Raw genomic sequence first — 22,246 nt, forward strand, 5'->3', positions numbered from 1 at the left:
CCTTGCCTTGAACCAGGTATAGTGGATCAAGGCAAGATCTTCCCTGATTTATATTTAAAGAAAGTATAAAATACTTTCTTCAATATAAGTTTAACTGAGGCTACACCTGCACCAAAGGCTTGGCCGAGTTTTCTTATCATTTTAGTACTGTGAAGCGTACTTGATTTTTACTTTTTGTGCACGGATTGTTTGCTTGTGAGCAATGCGTTCGAATGGATATACTGCTAAGGCATAGCCTGCAAATAATCCACTGAACAATGTTAGGACTGTCACTTCTGCTGTCTTCGTCAAGGTCTTTTTAAGAATAGACATGAATTCGTTAAACCACTCCTATAGTGTTTTTTTCACATTTAAAGAAAGTATTAGATACTTTCTTCAATATAAGTGCAACTAAAGTTCAGCCTGCGCCAAAGCCTTGGCTTCACCAAGTTTTCTTTAACAAATACAATCTTACCTTTGAAAGCGTTTACCACCCTAATGGCTATAATTGGTATATGACATGATGTAATGCGATGTCAGTAGTTCGATCGAAATCAGGTCTCACATGTTAATAAATACTCCAAAATACTCTGCTATACTCATCCATATACTAAAAGTGTCAGGACATTCGATGTTTAATGCTCTATTGGAAATGTCTAGCGAAATTCGCGACACTCCTGCGAAAAAAAGCGAGCCATGCCAGACTCAATGGAGGTGTTGTCAGTTCTCCAGTGACCTCCATAACTAGCGGGCTCGCTTCCGTTTTTCGTTTGCCTGCGGAAAGAGAGTGGATTTCCGTGAAAAAATTCAAGTGTAATAAAACAAAATAAATTCAAGCGATGTTCATTTTCGGTTGCCATCATGGTAAAATATCCGAGGACTAAGTAAATAGAAGGGGTTTGAACGAATGCGTCTTAGAAATAAACCATGGGCACAAGATAACATAGATGACAATCCACAAGTTGTCGTGGCTGATCCGGAAAATCGGAAAGGTAAATGGCATCAAATTTTTGAAAACGACAATCCGATTTGCATTGAGGTGGGGACAGGAAAAGGACAATTCATTACAGAAATGGCTAAATTGCACCCAAATGCTAATTTTATTGGAATTGAGAGACAGAAAAGCATCATCGTTTCTGGGATTGATAAAATCAATGAATCAGGACCAAAAAATGTACGCCTGATCAATGTGAATGCGATGCATCTCATCAATTTTTTTGATAAAGAAGAAATTCATCGGGTTTATTTGAATTTTCCAGATCCGTGGCCGAAAAATCGTCATGAAAAACGCAGGTTGACTCATGAATCCTTTTTGAATGCGTATGAGGAAGTACTGAAACCTGGTGGAGATATCCATTTTAAAACGGATAATCAAGGGCTTTTTGAATACTCCCTCCACAGTTTTTCGAAATACGGCTTGATTCTGAACAACGTCAGTCTGGATTTGCACCGAAGTGATTTTAAAGGAAACGTGATGACAGAATATGAGGAGAAATTTTCTGCGATAGGCAATCGCATCTATCGTTGTGAAGCTAAGTATCGTATGAATTAAGCATTCAAAAATGCGTCTTCTCGTTTCTTGATATGCTACAATGAATGGTAGATAGAGCAGAAGGAGTGAACAAACATGGAAACGCTTCAATTTGGAGATGTAACATTACACTGGCTGAATGGTGGAGTAACTCATATGGATGGCGGAGCAATGTTTGGTGTTGTTCCGAAGCCGTTATGGAGCAAGAAGTATCCGGTCAACGAAAAAAATCAAATCGAACTTCGAACCGATCCGATTTTCTTTCAATATGAAGGGAAGAACATTTTGATCGAATCAGGAATGGGAAACGATAAGCTTACGGATAAGCAGAAGAGAAATTATGGTGTGAATGAAGAATCCCATATTGATCGTGAGTTGGCTCACTTTAACCTTACAACGGATGATATCGATTTTGTTTTGATGACGCACATGCATTTCGATCATGCATGTGGTTTGACGAAAAAAGCCGGCGACACACTTGTTTCCACGTTTAAAAATGCCAAGATCTACACCTCTCAAACAGAGTGGGAAGAAATGAGAAAGCCGAATATCCGTTCAAAAAATACATATTGGGAAATGAACTGGAAGGGAATCGAGCACCAGGTGGAAACGTATCAGGAGCGTGTAGAGGTTTTGCCAGGACTGAATATGATCCATACAGGCGGCCATAGTGATGGTCATTCGATCATTTATTTTGAGCAAGGAGAAGACAAGCTTTTCCACATGGCAGATTTGATGCCTACCCATGCTCATAAAAATCCTCTTTGGGTCCTTGCGTATGATGATTATCCAATGACCTCAATCGGTCAAAAGCAAGAATGGATCAATAAAGGGATCGCAGACGATACGTGGTTCACTTTTTATCACGATGCGATTTATCGTGCAGTCAGGTTCGATGAGCAGGGTGAAATCGTTGCAAAAGTATTACGTGATTAATGATCATAATTTTGTCACATTTACACGGTTTGTAAGAAAATGGATAGAGAAAACCGTCACATTTTTTGGAGAAACCTGTTACAATTAACATAGATTTTTTGAGTAATAATAGTGTAATATATTAATTGGCTCATAGACGTTTAGGAGGGGAATGATAGATATGTTTAAGCAACTCGCAGCCGCTGTGATGGCTTTGACACTTTTGGTCTCTGGTGGAGCAGGCGTACTTGCTGCTGAAGATGCACCAAAAGGTATGAAAAAAGCTACGGAAAAGCTGTTGAAAGATGAATATTATGATTACAAGGGTGGTAGTCTTGAACCGCTATCCAATATCACCAAGGTTGAAGTTACTCCTGAGGAAGAGGGAGAACCTATTACTGTTTATGCAGGCCTTGCTGAATTCAAGACAGTACGTGACAATATCTTCACTTTTGACCGTAAAGAAACAGTCTACTATGATGCAACAAATGATAAGATGTTGAGTGCTACTGAAGTTGGTGCGTTCCAAAATGACACATTGACAAATTACAAAGAGCAATTCGAACATCTTGGAAAGAAGATGAACTTAGGCTGGGTCATGTCCTTGCATGCGCTCATCCTTTTGGTACCAGCATACTTGATGTTTGTATGGGGTAACCAGGTATATTCTTCTTCTCGATTCATGGTTGGAAACAATCTATACGGACAAAAGCACACATTCAACTAATGAAAATGGGGCAGACTCACTTTTTTGAGTCGCCCCTTTTGATTGAATTCATATATTCGTGTCGTGAATTATATAGTTGTACTAGAGACTTCAAGTACAGAACCGGTATCCGCATCTACTGTAAAAATGAAATGTTCTTCACCAGTTGAGGTTGAGCGTGTGAATCCGCCTCTATATACGTCATAGGTTAGACCGTTTAAAACTGCTGGTTCCTTTGTTGTATAAATCCAGGAACCGCTAACTCTCGCAGGCACTTTCTTTTTGACCTTATCCAGTGCGGCTTCAGGTGTGATCTTACGTGAACTTAATTGTTTCGTAAGTAAGGCACCGGCCAAAAAACCGATGCAAGTGCCGATGATGGTAGATGTTTTCAAAAGAGATACCCCTTTCCAACTGTGTTGATATCATTTATTCTATAGTATAACAGACTTTATTCACTTAATTATAAAATGTTGAGGGTTCGTAATTCCCACCCCTCATTAAACAAAACTAGGGAGCGTGAACCATATGAAATTCATCTCACTCTCCACTTGTTTTGAAGTGGAGTTTTTTAGTTTTAAATCTTTATTTCGCAAAACCTAGATTATAAAAGAAGTGACCTTGATCATATTACAACAACACGAAAAGGAGGTCGGATGTTATGGACTTTCAAATTCCGAAGAAAGTGGAACGGATTGACGAAGATATAAAGCGTAATGAATTGAAATATCACCATAAGCGGGTAGCTGTCACGAAAGAATTCACATTCGATGCCGCACACCACTTGCACTGCTATGAAGGGAAATGTAAGAGCCTTCACGGTCATACCTACAAACTGGTCATCACCATAAGCGGATATGTGGACGATATCGGTTTGACCATCGACTTCGGTGAAATCAAGCAAATATTTAAAGAGGAAATTGATTCGAAACTGGACCATCGTTATTTGAACGAGGTATTACCGAATATGAACACCACAGCTGAAAACATGATCGTATGGATCTGGGAGCAGCTAGAGAAGCGTCTCGAAAAACACTATCAAGAACGCGGAACGAGGATCGAGGAGTTGAAACTATATGAAACTCCATCAAGTTATGCAACATTGAAACGAGAGTGGATGGAAAATGACTAAACAAATGATAATGCCAGATAAAACGGAATATATGGAATGGGAACTTCCGATGGTCGAGATCTTTGAGACGGTTGAAGGCGAAGGGAGCATGGCAGGTTTTCCGACGATTTTTGTCCGTGTATTCCACTGTAACCTTCGTTGCACATGGTGTGATACCACATATAGCTATGCACCTGCTAAGGAAGAGTACAAAGCGACAATCAACGAAATCATAGAAAAGATCAAAAGTTTCTCAAGTCACAGAATTTGTTTTACCGGTGGCGAACCATTGATTCATGGATCAAAGTCAGCAGCCCTCCTTATCGCGATGTGTGAGTTAGATCAGATTAAGGATGTGCATATCGAAACGAACGGGGCAATTGATTTAAAACCATTTGAAAACCTGCGTGTTGAGAATGAAGCAGTAGGGACAAAAGCCCGTTTCATCATGGACTTCAAGCTTCCAGACTCCGGGGAAATGGATCGGATGATTTATAGAAATTTTGAAATCCTTAAACCTCAAGATGAAATCAAATTTGTGATTGGCGATGATGAGGATTTTAAGGTGGCGACATCTGTCATTAAGGAACATCACCAATCAGGGCAAGTACTGTATAGTCCTGTCTGGGAAACGATGCCACCACAAAAGCTGGTTGAAAAAATACTTGCAGAACCGCTTCCGGATGTGAAGCTCAGCTTACAGATGCACAAAGTTATTTGGCATCCAGATCAGAGAGGAGTTTGACGATGAAAAAAGCAGTGGTTGTTTTAAGTGGAGGTTTGGATAGTACAACCTGTATGGGGATTGCAAAAGAAAAGGGGTACGAACTTTATCCGATCACGTTCCACTACGGTCAGCGTCATAACCGGGAAGTAGAGCAGGCTGAAAAAGTGGCAGCTTTTTTTGAAGCACCTGAACATCGGATTGTTGATGTAAGCTTCCTGCAGCAGATCGGTGGTAGTGCGTTGACTGATGATTCAATCGAGGTCAGACAGGGGGACGTAGACGAAGATATTCCCTCGACCTACGTCCCGGCTCGGAACATGATTTTCCTTGCGCTCGCAAGTGCTTATGCAGAAGTGATCGGCGCAGAAGCGATCTATATCGGTGTCTCGGCAGTCGATTATAGTGGTTATCCAGACTGCAGACCGGAATTCATCCAGAGCATGAATGAAACAGTGAATTTAGCGACAAAAACAGGTGCGACAGGCGGTCAATTTGAAATCGAAGCGCCATTGATTCAAATGACTAAGAAGGAGACGATTGAAGAAGGACTTCGCTTAGGGGTTCCGTATGAGTTGACAACTTCTTGTTACCTTGGTGAAGAAGTCGCTTGTGGAGAGTGTGACAGCTGCTTGCTCCGCTTGAAAGGCTTTGATGAAGCTGGTGCTGAAGATCCGATTCCATATGCTAAGGAACCTCGTTTGTAGCGGTCCTTTTAAAGATACGATACAATAGGATTGGAGAAAATTTTCTGGCAATGGAAGGGAGAAATCATGAAGGAAGAAACCTTACAGCTATTTCAAACTTTAACCGAATTACAAGGTGCTCCAGGGTTTGAGCACGATGTAAGGAAGTTTGTCCGCAGTCAGCTTGAGCCTGTTTCGGATGAAATCATCCAGGACAAGCTTGGCAGTATTTTTGGCGTGAAAAAAGGAAAAGAAGATGGACCAAAGATCATGGTTGCAGGCCACATGGACGAAGTCGGTTTCATGGTAAGCAAGATCACAAAGAACGGGATGCTGAAGTTCGAGACATTAGGTGGTTGGTGGACCCAGGTCTTATTAGCACAACGTGTTCAGGTCATGACGGATAATGGACCGGTCATCGGCGTAATCGGATCGACACCGCCTCATTTACTTGAGGAGTCCCAGCGCTCGAAGCCGATGCCGTTGAAGCATATGTACATCGATATCGGTGCGGATGACCGAGAAGATGCTGAATCTATCGGAGTGAGGCCCGGGCAGCAAATCGTACCGATCTGTCCGTTCACACCAATGGCGAACAAGAAAAAGATTTTAGCGAAAGCCTGGGACAACCGTTATGGGGTCGGGCTTGCGATTGAATTGATGAAAGAAATACAAGGTGAAGAATTGCCGAACATCCTTTATTCAGGAGCGACCGTCCAAGAGGAGATTGGTTTGCGTGGATCGAAAACAGCGGCAAATCTGATTCAACCAGATATCTTCTACGCATTGGATGCAAGCCCTGCAAATGATTCCAATGGCGATAAAGAAGCATTTGGACAGTTGGGTAAGGGTGCGTTGTTACGGATACTTGATCGTACGATGGTGACTCATAAAGGAATCCGCGATTTCATACTCGATACAGCTGAATCAAATGATATTCCGTATCAGTACTTCATCTCCAAGGGTGGAACAGATGCAGGCAGCGTACATATTTCCAACGAAGGTGTACCATCCGCAGTAGTCGGGATATGCTCTCGTTATATCCATACTGCAGCATCGATAATTCATGTAGATGACTATGCAGCCGCCAAAGAACTGCTTGTCAAACTCGTGAAAGCTTCCGACAGAACCACCGTCGATCAAATCATATACGACTGATACAACCGTGCCAGGCAGCCGAATCTTCTCTCGGTGCCTGGCACTTTTCAAAAACCTTTATAGAATGCGGAATCTCAGATGGTGTCAGGTACCGATCGAGAACCCTTGGGGCGCAAGGGGTTGAAAAGTGTACCTGACACCAAATTAAAGTGAGGTGTGTTTGTGATGATTGTAGGTGTGGGGTCTAAGAATCCGGCGAAGGTTCAGGCTGTCAGTTCGATAGTAGAATCTCTTAGTTGGCAGGTCGAAGGGATGGATGTGCCATCACTTGTATCTGCCCAGCCGTTTTCTGATGCGGAAACACGTAAAGGAGCGGTCAACAGGGCCATAGGCTGTGTAGATGCTGGCTTCAATATCGGAATCGGACTGGAGGGAGGAGTAGTCGATACTCCCGACGGTCTTTTCCTCTGTAACTGGGGAGCTCTTGCTACTAAAGAGCAGAATACATACGTAGCGAGCGGAGCGAAAATTCTCCTGCCCAAAGGAATCAGTGATCCTGTCCGTTCGGGTATAGAGCTTGGGGATGTCATGGCTGAGTATACGGATAATCGGGATGTCCGAAAACAAGAAGGGGCTGTCGGCATTTTCACTGATGGATGGATCACCCGCGGCGATATGTTCGCACACATCGTGCGGCTTTTGATCGGTCAGTATAAGTTTTATGAAAAATGAACAGTAGAGTAGATACGATATATTAAATCTAAAAAGCTACTTCTAAAGAGGTGGTGGATTTAACAAACCAATACATGATCCACCTAACTAAATTAGTGGACATGAGAGACCTTATATGATTCAAAATGTAAGACTTAAGAAAATTAGAGGACACCAGAGACGTTATTTGCATAAAATCATTGGAAATCAGTCCAATTTAACATGAATAGCGGAACAGTTGTCCTCTAATTTTTCAAATAACTACTAATTGTCACAAATAAAGGAACAGATGTCCTCTAATTTTTGAAATCACCCTTTTTTTCAGAGGCAATCATTTTCGCTGGTTCTCTATCATCCCGAGGACGGGTTCTGGCTTTAGTGCCTGAGCTCTTTAACTTTGTAAAATCTTAGTTCTCTCGATGCTTTGAGTCAGTCCTGCCTTTATTCTTCTTCAAACACATAGGAGAGTGCTTGAATGGCTTGATCAAAGTTTTCGACAGTCACAGTCGCTTTGTTGGATAACTCTTTCAGCGCATGATGTAATGATCCGTCTCGTACAAGGATAAGCGGTTTATTCAAAGCTAGCGCTGTTGAAGCGTCCATCGCGGTATTCCATTGTTTATAACTTTCGCCGAAAAACGCCAGAACTACGTCTGATTTGGAAAGCAGAATCTCTGTCCGTAAATTATTGAAATCAGAAGCTTTATCATCTTTAATGATTTTATTTGGTTGTTCTCCTAAAATCTCCTCACCAATGTCATCTGATCGACTATGGTTGGTCATCGGATTAACGAATGTTAACGGCAATTCCTTTTTTTCAGCCTTCTGTTTCAACTCATCCCGCCAGTTATCATGGATCTGTCCTGCTAAATATACTGTTAAATTCACTGTATCACTCCTTGTTTTGAATCTACCATAATAATAACATGAACATTCTGAAAAATTCCTGTAATTCGCTTGAATGGAGGAAAGGCAATAAGGGAAAGCTGATGTAGAGACTAGATACTGGAGTTATCCTATGGAAAAGCGAAAATTGCTTTTTATATCAACGATAATAGTATTAGCACTTTGTATTTGGGTAGTTTATGAAGCTACTCCATTCTGGCATGAAAAACAAAAGGTGATCATGGTAAATGAAGGGCAATCTTTGCAAGATGTAGCTGAACAAATGCATGCCGAAGCCTTGATCAAAAATAAGGCCTTTTTCTTGTTGTATGGCAAGCTGAACAACCTTGATGGACAGATAAAGGTTGGAAAACATCTGGTATCAAACACACAATCCATCCCAGATCTATATAAAGAGTTAGTAACAGCACCGCTTGAAAAGGGAGTTGAAGTCACCTTTCCTGAAGGTTTCACTACTGAACAAATAGCAGCGAGACTGGAGAAAAAAGGAATAACGACCCAAGATGAATTTTTAAAGTACGCAAAAACAGGAGAAGGAATCAAACATCCCCTCCTCACAAAATTGAAGGACGAAAAAAATATCAAATACAAATTAGAAGGATACTTATTTCCAGATACCTATTATTTTAAAAAAGGGATTACTCCGGGTGAAGTTATTGAAAGAATGCTGGAACGGTTCGAACAAGTACATCAAGAACTCGATCCAGATTCAAAGCATGATTTGAAGCAATGGGTCACGTTGGCTTCAATTGTAGAAAAAGAAGCGGTGGTCGAAAAAGAGAGGAAGTTGATTGCTGGGGTCTTCCGAAATCGGTTGAAGGATGAATGGAAACTGCAATCTTGTGCGACAGTGCAATATGTACTTGATAAGCCGAAGGAGCGACTTCTGTATAAAGACTTGGAGGTTGAAAGCCCTTATAACACTTATACCCATGAAGGACTGCCTCCAGGACCGATTGGTAATCCAGGGAAACAATCATTAGAAGCTAGTTTGAATCCAAAAGATCATGATTACTACTTCTTTGTCGTCAAAGCAGATGGGTCTGGAGAACACCACTTTTCCAAGACATTTAAGGAACATCAGCAGCACACTGATCATAAAGGAAACTGGTAGAAGCGTTCATATCGGGTGTGGAATATTTGGGATTTGCAGGTGATTCCTTGTTATTGTTGATAAATCCTGATTTTTTGCATTTACACCTTTAATTTTGTAGATAATTGCTCTGTCAGCAACTGCAAGTTTTCAAGAAAGCACGTGTAAATTCATTTCAAAACCAAAGGAGAAAACCTCACTTTCAATGGTGAGGGTTAATCCTTTAAAACAAATAAACAGGCTCATCGCACATGATTGTGGTGAGCCTGTAATCTCTTATTTGTTATTTTCATCGTTGTTTTCTGAGGTATGCGAATCTTCTTCAAAAGATGGTTCCTCTGCGACTGCAGCTTCATCTTTAAAATCATGCTCGATCTCTTGGTCCTCTTCATCCATCCAATCAACTTCTTCATTAAAATCCGGAACATATTCGGATTCGAGGTTTTCACTGATCAAATTGAATTGTCCGACTTCCTCTTGTAGAAGCAGTGCGATATTTTGAAGCTCGTTTGCAGCATTATTGACTTCATTGATCGCTTCCTTTTGGTGGATACTTGAAGCACTTACTTGTTCAGAAGCAGCAACAGATTCTTGTGATATTGCGCTAACCTCTTGCAATTTCTCGGATAGCGCAGAGTTCGATCCTTGCACTTCACTGATCGCATCACGTACTTGCTGGATACGAGCGTTGATTCCTGTAACGTTATCAACGATTTTCGTGAAGGCTTGCTTCGTACGGTCGACTGAAGTTTGCTGCTCGGTCCGATAATGATCGAATTGTTCCGCTTCATTCGAGAGTTTTTCCATTTGCTCAGACATTAATGTGATGAGCTCATAGATGTTTTGCGCCTCTGATTTTGACCGTTCTGCTAGTTTACGGACTTCCTGTGCGACAACTGCGAATCCTCTGCCGGCATCTCCAGCTCTTGCGGATTCGATTGCTGCATTCAACGCAAGTAAGTCGGTACTCCCCGCAATATCTTTGATTGTATCGACAATCGATCCGATTTGCTGTGAATGTTGATTTGCTTCTTGTACCTGGTGGATCAAATGGTTCGCAAGGCCAAGGAATTCATCTGAACTTTTACCGAGATTCTCTACGATCTTCAGACCTTCTTTTCCTTCTTCCTCGGTAGCCTGTGAATCTTTACTGATTTGCAGGCTGTATTTAGCTGTTTCATCAATGGATACGGTCACCTGGGAAATCAATTCTGTACTTTCATACAAATTGTCTGCTTGGACTTGAGCACCAGCGGAAACCTGTTGAATCGCTTCATTGACTTCTTCTGTCTGTGCCGTCGTTTCTTCGGAAATGGCTGCAAGGTGTTGGGACGATGATGAGAGCTGTTCTGAAGCTGTGTTCACTTCTTGCATCGCTTTCTGCATCTTATCAGCCATCATGTTGAATGTACTTGCGAGTTCGCCCATTTCATCGTTCTGTTCAACGTGTACACGATGTCCAAGGTGTCCCTCCCCAATGACAGTTGCTCCTTCTTTTAAGGAAGTGATCGATGAGGTGATGGTTCTAGTCAGCCAGAATCCTAACGTTCCGATTGCAACTAAAATAATCAAACTAAGGATAATCAACGTCCATAACAGGATTGTTCCTAATCGCTTTTGATCAGCACTTAAGCTTTGGGTCTCCGTAATGACGCTCTTTTCAACCGACTCGATCGACTTTTGAAGGTTCATTCCTATTTCTTCAAAATCAACGACAGTTTGTTGAATCTGTCCTTCATATCCTTTTACCGTCTCCATTGCGCTCGTATATGCCAATAGCGCGGAATTGAAGGCGGATTTTTGGGAAGCTTCTATGTCTGATGAACGGACTGCTTGCTTCAGAGCTTCCAGTTGATCGTAATAACGGTTTTCATCTGTTGATGTCCCGCTAAGGAAATATTGCTTCTCCAATATGCGAAGTTCATAGAACTCATTCAATAATCTTGGATTTATCGACCCTAAGAGCTTACTTAAATCATTTGCTTTTTCAGTCAAGATTCCTTGCATACTATCGATATCTGAAACAAGTTTCGAAGTATCCACGAATGAAGATTCATATGTACCAACTTCGTTAGCTATTTCTTTAAAAGAACCTGAAAATTGATCATTCTCTTTTTGAATCATACCGATTTGTTTTTGAAGATCTGCGAGTTTAGTGGAAATCTCTTGAGAAGAGCCTTCGAGATTCGTGCGTAAAAACTCTTGTTCCAGCTTTCTGATATACGAGAATTCACTGTTGACGGAGATCGTGTCAGTAGCAAGTTCTTGAAGACGGTTTTGCTTGTCGTTCATATTCTGGGTCATGAATACGTAGAACATTGAAAAGGCAAATAAAATTACAATTCCTACTACAGCCATAATCAACATGAGTCGTACTTTGTTCTTTATGGACAACTGTAGGTTATCCTTGAGCAATTGCAGCATGCTTTCTCCCCCTTGGTCACTCTGCACCAGCTATTCACTACTCTGCTTTAACTATCAAAACTACTTTGTATATAATGGAGATGGACATATACAAGAAATGTTTAAGGTTCATTTGGGCAGATTAGAAAATAGCTCATACGTCATCCTTACTTTTATTATCGTAGTGTGTTGAAAAATTTTAATACTTTTCACGATAGAATTTTGTGAATTGTCGTTATCGGTGCAGCTTGTAGTTTCTACAATTGGAAATTCACTCGATTTCAAGGATTGACCTTGCGGGGATGAGCTTTGTCTGATTTCCAGCAGGAGTCCCCATATGTCCCCTGTGGTCTATTATTTTGAACTCATGAATCAATAGGGGTTCAAGGAAACGGAGGTAGAGCTATTGCGATCATTTTTATCGGGAAAAGGAGTCTCATTATCATTACATACGTATTTTGTGACAGCATTGAGCTATATGGCTTTAGGTCTCTTTTCATCCCTGATCATTGGTCTTATTCTACAGACAGCTGGTGAGTTGTCAGGTTCCGCATTTTTCGTTGAAATGGGCAGTTTGACGATGAGTTTGATGGGGCCCGCTATCGGTGTGGCCATTGCATACGGGCTGAATGCACCTCCGCTTGTCCTATTTTCGGCAGTCATTGCTGGTGCTGCTGGCAGTGCGTTAGGTGGAGGACCAGCTGGAAGTTATGTCGCAACTCTATTTGCAGTAGAGTTTGGAAAAATGGTTTCGAAGGAAACGAAGGTAGATATCATCGTCACTCCATTCGTTACTGTGACAATTGGCTATCTTGTCGCAAAATTCATCGGACCACAGATCTCTAATGCAATGCAAAATTTTGGAGAGCTGATCATGTGGGCGACGGAGCAGCGACCGCTTATTATGGGTATTCTTGTTGCCACATTGATGGGAATTGCACTGACAGCCCCGATCTCTAGTGCAGCAATTGCAATCATGCTTGGCTTGGATGGACTCGCAGCAGGTGCAGCGACCATAGGATGTGCAGCACAAATGGTTGGATTTGCAACTGCGAGTTTCCGTGAGAACGGATGGGGAGGTTGGATCGCACAAGGGATTGGAACTTCGATGCTCCAGGTAGCGAATATTGTCAAGAGACCGGCCATTCTGATCCCGCCGACTGTGGCTGGCATGATCCTCGCTCCGTTCGGTACTGTTATTTGGGTCACAGAAAATATTGCGGAAGGGGCTGGCATGGGGACAAGTGGGTTCGTCGGACAGATCATGACGTTTCGAACAATGGGATTCACTTATGAAACGTTACTCATAGTTTTGCTCTTGCACTTTATTGGACCTGCTGTCATCTCTCTAGTACTATCAGAATGGATGAGAAGAAAAGGTTTCATCCAACATGGAGATATGAAAATCGAGTATTGATATTGGAGGTTTTGTACATGAAAACAATCAAAACGAATGAAGACTGGAATGCTGCAATCCAATCAAAAAATGCAATCATCATGTTTTCCGCGGTATGGTGCCCGGATTGTGTGATTGTCAAGCCGATCATGCGTGAAATTGAGGAAGAATATGGCCAATTCAGTTACTATTATGTTGATCGGGATGAGCATGTCGAATTGTGCCAGGAATACGATATTTTCGGAATTCCAAGTTTCCTTGCTTTCAGTAACGGAAAAGAAACAGGACGTTACGTTGATAAGCAACGAAAGTCTAAGGAACAAATTGAAAACTTCCTAGGATCCCTAGGCTAAACAGTGACTTTTTCCCTTTCTGATGTTAAAATTTAATATTAGAGATTCATTTCTTAATTGTTATTTTAGAAAGGGTGAACGTTGTGGCAAAAGTAGATGTTGACCACAGTAAGTACGCAGGTATTCGATTCGACATAGAAAATGAGGATGTCATCCTTGTAGATATACTAGAAACGATTCCGTATGAATATGTAGGGAAGGATACTTTGGTGACGATTCCTACAAATGAATTCACTTCGGTATGTCCATGGTCCGGTCTTCCGGATTTTGCCGAGTTCCACATCAGCTATATTCCGAATGAAAAGCTTGTGGAAATGAAATCATTGAAGTATTACCTCACTTCATATCGGAATGTCGGAATCTATCAAGAGCATGCGACAAATCGTATTCTTGACGATCTCGTTCAATTGCTAGATCCGAAAGAAATGCAGATTACAGCAATTTGGAACGCTCGTGGTGGATTAGGTACTGAAGTAGTAGCCGAATATAAGAAAGACAACGCATAACTCTGGGGTCGAACCCTAAATGTAAACCAGAGGGGGTTGAGCCATAAGTGCCCGGCACTTCGTTTATGGTCAACCCTTCTTCTGTTTATCAAAGGTTATATTCGTAAACTTTGTTGCTCTTGCACTTATAAAAAGTATAAAATACTTTCTTCAGTATAAGGGCAACTAAGGCTCGACCTACAAAAGGCTTTGGTCTCCCAGGTTTTCTTTAAAAGTCATTGATTTCCGCTCCAGGATGCTCGCTCCGCGGGGCGTGCGGTGAGCCCACTCGTCGCCTTGCTACCTCAGGAGTCTCCTTTTCAAGGAAGCATTTGTGCTCCTGCGTCTACAAGAAAGTCCTGTCGAAACGAGCTTCCTCGTCGCATCCCTTGCGAGGAGATTATTCAGGTAGTAGGCACGCTGATCCCGCAGGACAAGGAAAGCTTCGGCAGCGTTACATCACACGAAGAAAATGCGATTTTCATTTTTGAGGAATCTCGCACCTTGCTCTCCAATCAACTTGAACAAGGTGATTTTTTTAAAATGACTCAAAAGCAACAACCTTTTAGAAAAGAGCCTTATCAATAAGATAATATTTCGAATTGATGTTGTATGGAACATCCCTAAAGCGAAATTCACAAGACTCCTGCTTGGAAAGCAAGCCAGTCGCCGATCAAACAGCCACGTTTTCAGTTAACGGACATCAGAGCCGTTATTTGTGAAAAATTCGCTGTTTCTGAATTTTAACGGACACCACAGCCGTTATTTTCGAATAAAATAGCTGATTTTCTATGATATCAGCGAAATAAGGTCCCTGGTGTCCGTTAGGTTGGTAAAATCCTATTGTTTTGGACAAATAAGGTCTCCTGTGTCCGTTAACGTGCAAGTACAACTCGGTTTCAACTTAGAACGAGCGAGGAAACTTGCGGATTGCTTGTGAAATAGGAGTGAATTTCGCAAAAATCAATGATCAAGTATAACAAAGCTAATAATAAAAACAGAGTGCATCATAGAAAGGAGGATGTCGGATGGAACCGATTGAATTGAAACGTATACTGGAAAAGAAACTAGGAAGTGAAGATCGATCGTTCATTTTCAATGCAAAAGAAAAAACACTTCGTATTGAAGAAAAAGAAAGCGGTAAAGGTATAACACTCTCACTTCCTGGCTTGACTGCCAAATACGAAGAACGAAAAGATGATGCAATTGATGAAATCATCTACCATGTTGACGAATTGTTTTCTGTCATGAATCAAAACCAATCTTTAGATGGAAATCAGAAAGCGGTTTTTCCAGTGATCCGATCGACATCTTTTCCAACTGAGCATAACGGGGAACCGCTTGTGTTTGAAGAGCATACAGCTGAAACGCGGGTTTTTTATGCACAGGATTTAGGGAATTCGTATCGTTTGCTGACAGAAAATATGCTTGAAGAGCAAGGTTGGAATTTACAGCAATTAAAAGAGATAGGAAGATTCAACTTACGTTCACTTGATTGCTCCATGAAGGAAGATCAGGTTGCAGGAAATGTATTCTATTTCATCAACCACAATGATGGATATGACGCAAGCCGCATCCTGAATCAACAGCTGCTTGACAGCATGAAGAAAAAAGCAGAAGGGACACTTGCTGTTGCTGTACCACATCAAGATGTCTTGATACTTGCCGATATCAAAAATGAACAGGGCTACGATATTTTAGGCCAGATGTCCATGCACTTCTTTTCGAATGGCAGGGTTCCTGTGACTGCTTTACCATTCCTTTATGAGGATGGAGAATTCGAGCCTATATTCATACTTGCTAAAACAAAACCGGAAGAATCTGAATAGATGTTATGAAAGGGGAAAGCCCGTATGGTGAATGTACATTATAACCAAAATGGAATAGGGGATGTCCTGCTCGTTTCTGTTGATGCAGGGACGATAACAGAACGTGATTATCACAAACACGGTGAAGTAGTGAAATTATTTGATAGAAAAGATGGTCGTACTATCGGCTATAATATCTTCAATGCTTCCAGACATTTTGATCTTCAAGGGAATGGGAAGCTTGAAGTTACAGAAATAGTAGTAGATCAAATCAATCAGTTTTTACACAAGAGCGATGTTGGGGACACGATTACGTTTGATGCTCGACCAGAATTCATCGTCGGACACGTCACTTCCAAAGAAAAGCACCCAGATGCAGATAAGCTTAGTATTTGTAAAGTTGATATTGGTGATGAAGTGCTGCAGATCGTTTGCGGAGCTCCCAATGTCGATAAAGACCAAAAAGTCGTTGTCGCCCGCGTGGGTGCAATGATGCCAAGCGGAATGTTGATAAAAGAAGCGGAACTAAGAGGCGTGCCATCCTCAGGAATGATCTGTTCAGCTAAAGAATTGGATTTACCTGATGCTCCAAAAGAAAAAGGAATTCTTGTTTTAAGTGATGAACATGAAATTGGTGCTGATTTCTTCACACATGACAAGTAAAGTGAGTTAGGACAACCAGATCGGATCTGGTTGTTTTCTACTACTTATTTACCTTTTTTGAGGAGAATGAGTAAGGAATAGGTTTGGTTTGACTTGTTTCTTTTGATAAAGATGGTGGTAATATTCGAATAGTGACTCATAAATTCGAATATTTAAGTGAAGGAAAGAAATTTTTTAAAAAAGGTGAATGTATAGATGTCTAACTGGTTGAAAAAAATGATGAATTTGATTTTTGAAGATGAAGAAGACATAGAGACTGAAAAGGAAAACAATCGGACCATCCCAAAAGCAAATACGCAAAGAAAAGGGAAATCTGTAGGACGGATGACAGCAGGGAAAAGCTCGTTTGAACCGAGGATGGTGCATCAATATCCAAAAGAAGGGAATTTTCGTTTTCCAGTCATACCTGATGAAAAAAACAAGAAGGATCGCTGTAACGTTCCCACTGAAAACGATCGAGGAACCAGCGAAAATGAACCACAAAAGCCCATCAAGCGAGATGATGAAAAGCAACCAAGGGTAGAAAGAAAACAATCTGAACGTAGTCGAAGCGGGGTAAGGTCTAAAAAAACTGAGGAAAAGCCAAAGTTTACTGGAGAAAATTTTACACCTACTGAAATTCCTTCTCCTATCTATGGATTCGGCAGTCGTCCGGAAGTGTTTCCGCCTAAAATCGGCCCGGAAAGTGCTGGTACCATTTCTAGTAAAAAACAAGCGCAACAACCAAAGTATGAACCAGGATATGAAGCTTACCAGGCAATTTTGGAAATGAAGGAAGAAAAAGATTTTAATCAATCTGAAATGAAGGAAGCTGAAGCATCAAATCAAAATGAACCAGACCAATCTGAAGTAGAAAAAGAAGAATGGACACTTCATGGCTGGGGGATCACGCAAGAATCAGAACAGGAAAGAGAAGTACCTGAAACCGCAGACTGGAATATAGAAACAAACGAAGAAGATGAGGAAGTAGATACTGAAACGCCTAACAATTTTGAAATTGAATCTACGGATATCGAGACGAAAGAGACGTTGGAAGACAATAGTGCTACAGAACAAGTAATGGCTGAAAATGCTGCTGAATCCATCCATACATATGAAAACAACACGTCCAAAACACCGGAACCCGTTGAAACAAAAGAGGTTGAAAACAATGAACACGGTTCAGAAAAGCCGACTCGATCTGTAATTCATAAAAATGAAGAAGGGAAAAAGAAGAGTCCGATCCCGTTCAACGTAATGATGCTGCAACGTGACAGGAAGCCTCAGACGAAAACACCGGCTGATCATTCGAACACACCAAAGCATGAAAAATCGATTGAACGAGGGTACACTTTCCCATCTGAAAGCTTGCTGGACCGGGAAATTCAGGAGATAAATGATGACGAAACATGGTTGAAGGATCAAATCGAACTACTGCAGTCTACCCTTCATAACTTCAATGTTAAAGCCACTGTAGTCGGCGCGACAAAAGGTCCATCTGTTACAAGAATTGAAGTTCAGCCTGCACCGGGCGTAAAAGTCAATAAGATAACGAACCTTTCTGATGATATCAAATTGAGCTTAGCTGCGAAAGATATCAGGATGGAAGCACCAATCCCAGGACGAAATGCGATCGGGATCGAGGTTCCAAACAAAGTGAGCAAATCGGTGACCCTGCGTGAAATCATCACACATCCTAATTTTACGCAAAGTTCATCTCCGCTATCTGTAGCGTTAGGCCTTGATATTTCAGGAAATCCGGTGGTGACGGATCTTCAAAAGATGCCACATGGGCTAATTGCTGGTGCTACTGGCTCTGGTAAAAGTGTATGTATCAATTCGTTGCTCATCAGTATCTTATATAAAGCTCATCCGGACGATGTACGATTGATGCTCATCGATCCGAAAATGGTGGAGCTGGCTCCGTATAACCAGTTGCCACATTTGGTAACGCCAGTCATAACGGATGCAAAAGAAGCGACACTTGGACTGAAATGGGCAGTGGATGAAATGGAACGTCGGTACGAATTGTTTGCAAAAACAGGGGTCAGAGATATGGAGCGTTTCAATAAGCTCGTCAAGGAAAAAGGAGAACCTGACCAAAAGCTGCCTTACGTAGTTGTAGTTATCGATGAATTAGCAGATCTGATGATGGTTTCGCCACAAGAGGTTGAAGACTCAATTTGTCGTATCGCACAAAAAGCCCGTGCTTGTGGTATCCACCTTCTTTTGGCGACTCAACGCCCGTCGGTAGATGTGATAACCGGATTGATCAAAGCAAACATTCCGACACGGGTTGCATTCTCTGTCTCTTCATCAGTGGATTCAAGAACAATCATCGATACGAACGGAGCGGATAAGCTTCTTGGTAAAGGGGATATGCTTTTCCTTGGTAACGGTGTATCCAAGCCTGTACGTGTACAGGGGAATTTTGTATCTGATGAGGAAATCGAACGGATCACCAAGCATGTCAAAGAACAACGCGAACCCGATTATTTGTTTGAAAAAGAAGAGTTAGTGCAAAATACCTTGGCCTTTGATCAGAACGATGAATTGTTCGATGAGGCCTGTGAATTCGTACTTGAACAAGGTGCTGCTTCATCTTCTTCCTTACAGAGAAGATTCCGTATTGGTTATAACCGTGCAGCTAGACTAGTGGATATGATGGAATCCCGCGGCATTGTTTCTGAAGCGATGGGAAGTAAACCGCGAAATGTACTTGTAACGAAACAAGAGTTTTATGATCATGTAAGTGAGTAATAGACAAGAAGCAATATGGCTACCGATAATGCAATACCTAATCAACTTTAAGGAATAAATGATAGTCTTGAATTATCGGTAGTCGTTTTATATGATAAACTAATGGTTATCTTATAAGTAGGCATAAGCGAAATTTGCAACACTCCTGCGGGAAGAGAGTAAATTCTGCGATAATAAACAATAGCAGTATCAAAAACAATAAGCAACGGAAGTACATAAAGGAATAGGTGCAATCGTATGGATATGAAAGAAATCGAATTGAAAATGCAAGGAAAAATCAATAGACTGACGAATAACACCTTCAAATTCGATGAACGTGTCGCTGAAGGATGGTTTTCGGCTGTATACTTTTTGAAAACTTGTGAAATCGCAGAGGCACATCGTTCGGATAATGTCGTTAAAATGCAATTCTTCCAAAAGAAGCATGCCGTGCTCTGTGGAACTGACGAAGCGATCGCTTTGATCAAAACTTTCGCAAAAAATCCTGAAGAATTGGAGATCTACTCACTTAAAGACGGTGACAAAGTCGAACCCTATGAAACGGTTCTGACGATCGAAGGTCCGTATCAAAACTTCGGGTCACTTGAAGGTCTCATTGACGGCATCCTGGGCAGAAGAACTTCTGTCTCGACGAATGTATATAACGTTGTGAAAGCAGCAAGTACTTCAGGTGTTCAAAAGCCTGTCATCTTCATGGGGGACCGTGATGATCATTTCACCCAGCAAGCGGGTGATGGATACGCAGCATACATTGGGGGTTCTACAGCACAAGCTACCCATGCTATGAATGAATGGTGGGGCAAGCGCGGGATGGGTACGATGCCGCATGCACTCATCCAGTTGTTCGAAGGCGATGTTGTAGCTGCTTCAAGGGCGTATTACGAGCAGTATCCTGAAGATGAGTTGATTACACTGGTAGACTATAATAATGATGTCATCACTGACTCTTTGAAAGTGGCTAGAGAGTTCGGAGATACATTGAAAGGCGTCCGGATCGATACCTCGAGGACACTTGTCGATCAATATTTCTGGAGAAACCAGGACGAACTCGGTACATTCGATCCAAGAGGGGTCAACCCTGAATTGATATTCGCATTGAGGGAAGCTTTGGATGATGAAGGTTACCAACATGTAAAAATCGTGGTAAGCGGAGGGTTCAACGAAGATCGTATTCGAGCATTTGAAGAACGACAAGTTCCAGTTGATATCTATGGAGTGGGAAGTTCTTTATTGAATATCCATATTGGTTTTACTGGTGACAATGTTTTATTAAATGGAAAAAGGGAAGCTAAAAAAGGACGAAAGCACCGTCCGAACCCACGTCTCGAGAAAGTGGAATAGGTCGATTTGAGGAATTATTAGTCTAAAGACTACTTTTTTGATATAATGTTAAAATGGGTTTTACGCCTAAGGGTGATACTAGCCCCATTTATCTGAATTAGGCATATAATAAATGTAGAAAATTAGTAACGATTCCAGATTAGTTGGAGGTTCGTTTTATGACAACTTATCATTTTGTTGGGATTAAAGGGACTGGTATGAGTCCATTGGCCCAGATTCTTCATGATATGAAATATGACATTCAAGGATCTGACATTGAACAATACATCTTTACCCAACAAGCATTAGAAGAACGAAATATCCCAGTATTGCCATTTGGAGCAGAAAATGTGAAATCTAATCAAGTGGTGATCGCTGGAAATGCATTTCCGAATGATCATGAAGAAGTGGCTAAAGCTACTGAGTTAGGAGTACCAGTGTACCGTTACCATCACTTTTTAGGTGAATTCATCAAGAATTTCATCAGTGTTGCTGTAACAGGTTCACATGGCAAAACTTCTACGACAGGCTTATTAGCACACGTTTTAGGTGCTGCGAAACCAACATCCTATTTGATTGGTGATGGATCTGGAAAGGGGAAGGAAGATAGTGAATATTTCGTCTTTGAAGCTTGTGAGTATCGACGACATTTCCTTTCATATGAGCCGTCTTATGCAATCATGACAAATATAGATTTTGACCATCCGGATTATTTTAAAGATGTAAACGACGTATTCGACGCTTTCCAATCGATGGCTTTGCAAGTTCAAAAAGGGATCATTGCTTGTGGAGACGACCCTTACTTGCAACAGATACAAGCAAAAGTTCCGGTCATGTTCTATGGCTTGAATGACACGAACGATTTTCAAGCAAGGAATATCCAGGTCAATCAACAAGGCACCACGTTCGATGTGTTCGTCAGGAACGCGTATCATGAAACATTTACGATTCCTGGATTCGGGACACATCACGTGCTCAATGCCTTATCAGTAATCGCCCTTTGCCACTATGAAGAAGTGGACGTCAACATTTTGAAAGAAAATCTAGCTACGTTCAAGGGTGTGAAGAGAAGGTTCTCTGAAAAGCAAATCGGACAACAGGTTCTGATCGATGACTATGCCCATCACCCGACAGAAATCAAGGCTACGATCGAATCTGCAAAACAGAAATATCCCGACAAAGAAGTCGTTGCGATTTTCCAACCGCACACTTATACACGGACACAAACGTTCTTGAGCGAATTTGCAGACAGTTTGAACCAGGCTGACTCAGTGTATTTGTGTGATATATTCGGATCTGCCAGAGAAAATTCAGGTGATTTGAAAATCGAAAATCTGCAAGAGCGGATTCCGAACTCAAATATCATCGGTGAAGAAACGATCGATATTTTATCGAAGCATACCAACAGTGTACTCCTATTCATGGGTGCAGGTGACATACAAAAATATCAAAAAGCTTATGAAAGCCAGATGGCTTCATAAGTGGAAGGAAGCGACCTCAAAGGCTAGAGATGGCCACCTTGAGGTCGTTTTATCGCTTTTGTAGTTAATTTTTCATTTTTGTAGTTAAACCGTCATTTTTCGTAGTTATTTCTTCATTTTTGTTGTTATTTTCAAATT

At 41.4% G+C, this 22,246-nt stretch carries 22 protein-coding genes; 18 read left to right on the forward strand and 4 right to left on the reverse strand.

The window, feature by feature from the left end; genetic code table 11:
- Nucleotides 1-141: 141 nt before the first annotated feature.
- On the reverse strand, nucleotides 142-312 hold the full coding sequence (locus N8M93_RS07740; RefSeq protein WP_261130716.1) for a hypothetical protein: 171 nt from the start codon (nucleotides 310-312) through the stop codon (nucleotides 142-144).
- A 574-nt stretch (nucleotides 313-886) separates the two neighbouring features.
- Here N8M93_RS07740 and trmB point away from each other — a divergent pair.
- The 3 genes from trmB to N8M93_RS07755 all read left to right on the forward strand — a co-directional run bounded on the left by trmB (nucleotide 887) and on the right by N8M93_RS07755 (nucleotide 3,152).
- Nucleotides 887-1,531: a tRNA (guanosine(46)-N7)-methyltransferase TrmB gene (gene trmB / locus N8M93_RS07745; protein WP_261130717.1), complete on the forward strand. Its 645-nt coding sequence runs from the start codon at nucleotides 887-889 to the stop codon at nucleotides 1,529-1,531.
- Nucleotides 1,532-1,606: 75 nt separating this feature from the next.
- Entirely contained in the window at nucleotides 1,607-2,446 is an 840-nt protein-coding gene (locus N8M93_RS07750) for an MBL fold metallo-hydrolase (RefSeq protein ID WP_261130718.1), read from the forward strand.
- A gap of 160 nt (nucleotides 2,447-2,606) precedes the next feature.
- Nucleotides 2,607-3,152, forward strand: coding sequence for a hypothetical protein (locus N8M93_RS07755; protein WP_261130720.1), 546 nt, complete (start codon nucleotides 2,607-2,609; stop codon nucleotides 3,150-3,152).
- Nucleotides 3,153-3,220: 68 nt separating this feature from the next.
- Here N8M93_RS07755 and N8M93_RS07760 read toward each other — a convergent pair whose 3' ends face one another.
- The gene (locus N8M93_RS07760; RefSeq protein ID WP_261130721.1) at nucleotides 3,221-3,526 is read right to left on the reverse strand and encodes a PepSY domain-containing protein; all 306 of its coding nucleotides are present in this window, start codon (nucleotides 3,524-3,526) and stop codon (nucleotides 3,221-3,223) included.
- A gap of 266 nt (nucleotides 3,527-3,792) precedes the next feature.
- Here N8M93_RS07760 and queD point away from each other — a divergent pair, with 266 nt between their 5' ends.
- From queD to N8M93_RS07785, 5 genes are all read left to right on the forward strand, one after another.
- A complete protein-coding gene (gene queD / locus N8M93_RS07765; RefSeq protein WP_261130722.1) occupies nucleotides 3,793-4,263 on the forward strand; it encodes a 6-carboxytetrahydropterin synthase QueD in 471 nt (156 codons plus the stop codon).
- The gene (locus tag N8M93_RS07770) at nucleotides 4,256-4,987 is read left to right on the forward strand and encodes a radical SAM protein (protein ID WP_261130723.1); all 732 of its coding nucleotides are present in this window, start codon (nucleotides 4,256-4,258) and stop codon (nucleotides 4,985-4,987) included. Before queD ends, N8M93_RS07770 begins: the two co-directional genes overlap by 8 nt.
- A gap of 2 nt (nucleotides 4,988-4,989) precedes the next feature.
- Nucleotides 4,990-5,673: a 7-cyano-7-deazaguanine synthase QueC gene (queC, locus tag N8M93_RS07775; protein WP_261130724.1), complete on the forward strand. Its 684-nt coding sequence runs from the start codon at nucleotides 4,990-4,992 to the stop codon at nucleotides 5,671-5,673.
- A gap of 66 nt (nucleotides 5,674-5,739) precedes the next feature.
- Nucleotides 5,740-6,810, forward strand: a complete 1,071-nt coding sequence (locus tag N8M93_RS07780; protein ID WP_261130725.1) for a M42 family metallopeptidase — start codon at nucleotides 5,740-5,742, stop codon at nucleotides 6,808-6,810.
- Nucleotides 6,811-6,975: 165 nt separating this feature from the next.
- A complete protein-coding gene (locus tag N8M93_RS07785; protein WP_261130726.1) occupies nucleotides 6,976-7,482 on the forward strand; it encodes a DUF84 family protein in 507 nt (168 codons plus the stop codon).
- 420 nt (nucleotides 7,483-7,902) lie between these two features.
- Here N8M93_RS07785 and N8M93_RS07790 read toward each other — a convergent pair whose 3' ends face one another.
- A complete protein-coding gene (locus N8M93_RS07790; RefSeq protein ID WP_261130727.1) occupies nucleotides 7,903-8,349 on the reverse strand; it encodes a YtoQ family protein in 447 nt (148 codons plus the stop codon).
- A 130-nt stretch (nucleotides 8,350-8,479) separates the two neighbouring features.
- Between N8M93_RS07790 and mltG the strand changes: the two genes are divergently transcribed.
- Complete coding sequence (gene mltG / locus N8M93_RS07795; protein ID WP_261130728.1) at nucleotides 8,480-9,481, forward strand: endolytic transglycosylase MltG; 1,002 nt, start codon at nucleotides 8,480-8,482, stop codon at nucleotides 9,479-9,481.
- 255 nt (nucleotides 9,482-9,736) lie between these two features.
- Here the strand turns inward: mltG and N8M93_RS07800 are convergent, their stop codons facing one another.
- A complete protein-coding gene (locus tag N8M93_RS07800; RefSeq protein WP_261130729.1) occupies nucleotides 9,737-11,884 on the reverse strand; it encodes a methyl-accepting chemotaxis protein in 2,148 nt (715 codons plus the stop codon).
- 385 nt (nucleotides 11,885-12,269) lie between these two features.
- Here N8M93_RS07800 and N8M93_RS07805 point away from each other — a divergent pair, with 385 nt between their 5' ends.
- From N8M93_RS07805 to murC, 9 genes are all read left to right on the forward strand, one after another.
- Nucleotides 12,270-13,280: a PTS transporter subunit IIC gene (locus N8M93_RS07805; RefSeq protein WP_261130730.1), complete on the forward strand. Its 1,011-nt coding sequence runs from the start codon at nucleotides 12,270-12,272 to the stop codon at nucleotides 13,278-13,280.
- Nucleotides 13,281-13,297: 17 nt separating this feature from the next.
- Nucleotides 13,298-13,612 (forward strand): thioredoxin family protein, encoded by a 315-nt coding sequence (locus tag N8M93_RS07810; RefSeq protein WP_261130731.1) that lies wholly within the window; start codon nucleotides 13,298-13,300, stop codon nucleotides 13,610-13,612.
- Nucleotides 13,613-13,695: 83 nt separating this feature from the next.
- Nucleotides 13,696-14,118, forward strand: coding sequence for a preQ(1) synthase (gene queF, locus N8M93_RS07815; protein WP_261130732.1), 423 nt, complete (start codon nucleotides 13,696-13,698; stop codon nucleotides 14,116-14,118).
- 258 nt (nucleotides 14,119-14,376) lie between these two features.
- Nucleotides 14,377-14,685 carry a hypothetical protein gene (locus N8M93_RS07820; RefSeq protein WP_261130733.1) on the forward strand — a complete coding sequence of 103 codons (309 nt, stop codon included), beginning with the start codon at nucleotides 14,377-14,379 and terminating at the stop codon, nucleotides 14,683-14,685.
- 440 nt (nucleotides 14,686-15,125) lie between these two features.
- Nucleotides 15,126-15,926: a DUF1444 domain-containing protein gene (locus tag N8M93_RS07825; protein ID WP_261130734.1), complete on the forward strand. Its 801-nt coding sequence runs from the start codon at nucleotides 15,126-15,128 to the stop codon at nucleotides 15,924-15,926.
- A gap of 27 nt (nucleotides 15,927-15,953) precedes the next feature.
- Nucleotides 15,954-16,568: a YtpR family tRNA-binding protein gene (ytpR, locus tag N8M93_RS07830; RefSeq protein ID WP_261130783.1), complete on the forward strand. Its 615-nt coding sequence runs from the start codon at nucleotides 15,954-15,956 to the stop codon at nucleotides 16,566-16,568.
- Between the two features lie 195 nt (nucleotides 16,569-16,763).
- On the forward strand, nucleotides 16,764-19,307 hold the full coding sequence (locus N8M93_RS07835; RefSeq protein WP_261130735.1) for a DNA translocase FtsK: 2,544 nt from the start codon (nucleotides 16,764-16,766) through the stop codon (nucleotides 19,305-19,307).
- A 243-nt stretch (nucleotides 19,308-19,550) separates the two neighbouring features.
- A complete protein-coding gene (locus N8M93_RS07840; RefSeq protein WP_261130785.1) occupies nucleotides 19,551-20,648 on the forward strand; it encodes a nicotinate phosphoribosyltransferase in 1,098 nt (365 codons plus the stop codon).
- A gap of 158 nt (nucleotides 20,649-20,806) precedes the next feature.
- Nucleotides 20,807-22,108 (forward strand): UDP-N-acetylmuramate--L-alanine ligase, encoded by a 1,302-nt coding sequence (gene murC, locus N8M93_RS07845; RefSeq protein WP_261130736.1) that lies wholly within the window; start codon nucleotides 20,807-20,809, stop codon nucleotides 22,106-22,108.
- The last annotated feature ends 138 nt before the right edge of the window (nucleotides 22,109-22,246 follow it).

Source organism: Bacillus sp. Marseille-Q3570, assembly GCF_946151055.1.
Classification (GTDB): Bacteria; Bacillota; Bacilli; order Bacillales; family Fictibacillaceae; genus Pseudalkalibacillus.

Bases quoted from the DNA above. Each gene is read 5' to 3' on its own strand.
- N8M93_RS07740 (WP_261130716.1), bottom strand. From the start codon at position 312: ATGTCTATTCTTAAAAAGACCTTGACGAAGACAGCAGAAGTGACAGTC.
- trmB (WP_261130717.1), top strand. From the start codon at position 887: ATGCGTCTTAGAAATAAACCATGGGCACAAGATAACATAGATGACAAT.
- N8M93_RS07750 (WP_261130718.1), top strand. From the start codon at position 1,607: ATGGAAACGCTTCAATTTGGAGATGTAACATTACACTGGCTGAATGGT.
- N8M93_RS07755 (WP_261130720.1), top strand. From the start codon at position 2,607: ATGTTTAAGCAACTCGCAGCCGCTGTGATGGCTTTGACACTTTTGGTC.
- queD (WP_261130722.1), top strand. From the start codon at position 3,793: ATGGACTTTCAAATTCCGAAGAAAGTGGAACGGATTGACGAAGATATA.
- N8M93_RS07770 (WP_261130723.1), top strand. From the start codon at position 4,256: ATGACTAAACAAATGATAATGCCAGATAAAACGGAATATATGGAATGG.
- queC (WP_261130724.1), top strand. From the start codon at position 4,990: ATGAAAAAAGCAGTGGTTGTTTTAAGTGGAGGTTTGGATAGTACAACC.
- N8M93_RS07780 (WP_261130725.1), top strand. From the start codon at position 5,740: ATGAAGGAAGAAACCTTACAGCTATTTCAAACTTTAACCGAATTACAA.
- N8M93_RS07785 (WP_261130726.1), top strand. From the start codon at position 6,976: ATGATTGTAGGTGTGGGGTCTAAGAATCCGGCGAAGGTTCAGGCTGTC.
- mltG (WP_261130728.1), top strand. From the start codon at position 8,480: ATGGAAAAGCGAAAATTGCTTTTTATATCAACGATAATAGTATTAGCA.
- N8M93_RS07800 (WP_261130729.1), bottom strand. From the start codon at position 11,884: ATGCTGCAATTGCTCAAGGATAACCTACAGTTGTCCATAAAGAACAAA.
- N8M93_RS07810 (WP_261130731.1), top strand. From the start codon at position 13,298: ATGAAAACAATCAAAACGAATGAAGACTGGAATGCTGCAATCCAATCA.
- N8M93_RS07825 (WP_261130734.1), top strand. From the start codon at position 15,126: ATGGAACCGATTGAATTGAAACGTATACTGGAAAAGAAACTAGGAAGT.
- N8M93_RS07835 (WP_261130735.1), top strand. From the start codon at position 16,764: ATGTCTAACTGGTTGAAAAAAATGATGAATTTGATTTTTGAAGATGAA.
- N8M93_RS07840 (WP_261130785.1), top strand. From the start codon at position 19,551: ATGAAAGAAATCGAATTGAAAATGCAAGGAAAAATCAATAGACTGACG.
- murC (WP_261130736.1), top strand. From the start codon at position 20,807: ATGACAACTTATCATTTTGTTGGGATTAAAGGGACTGGTATGAGTCCA.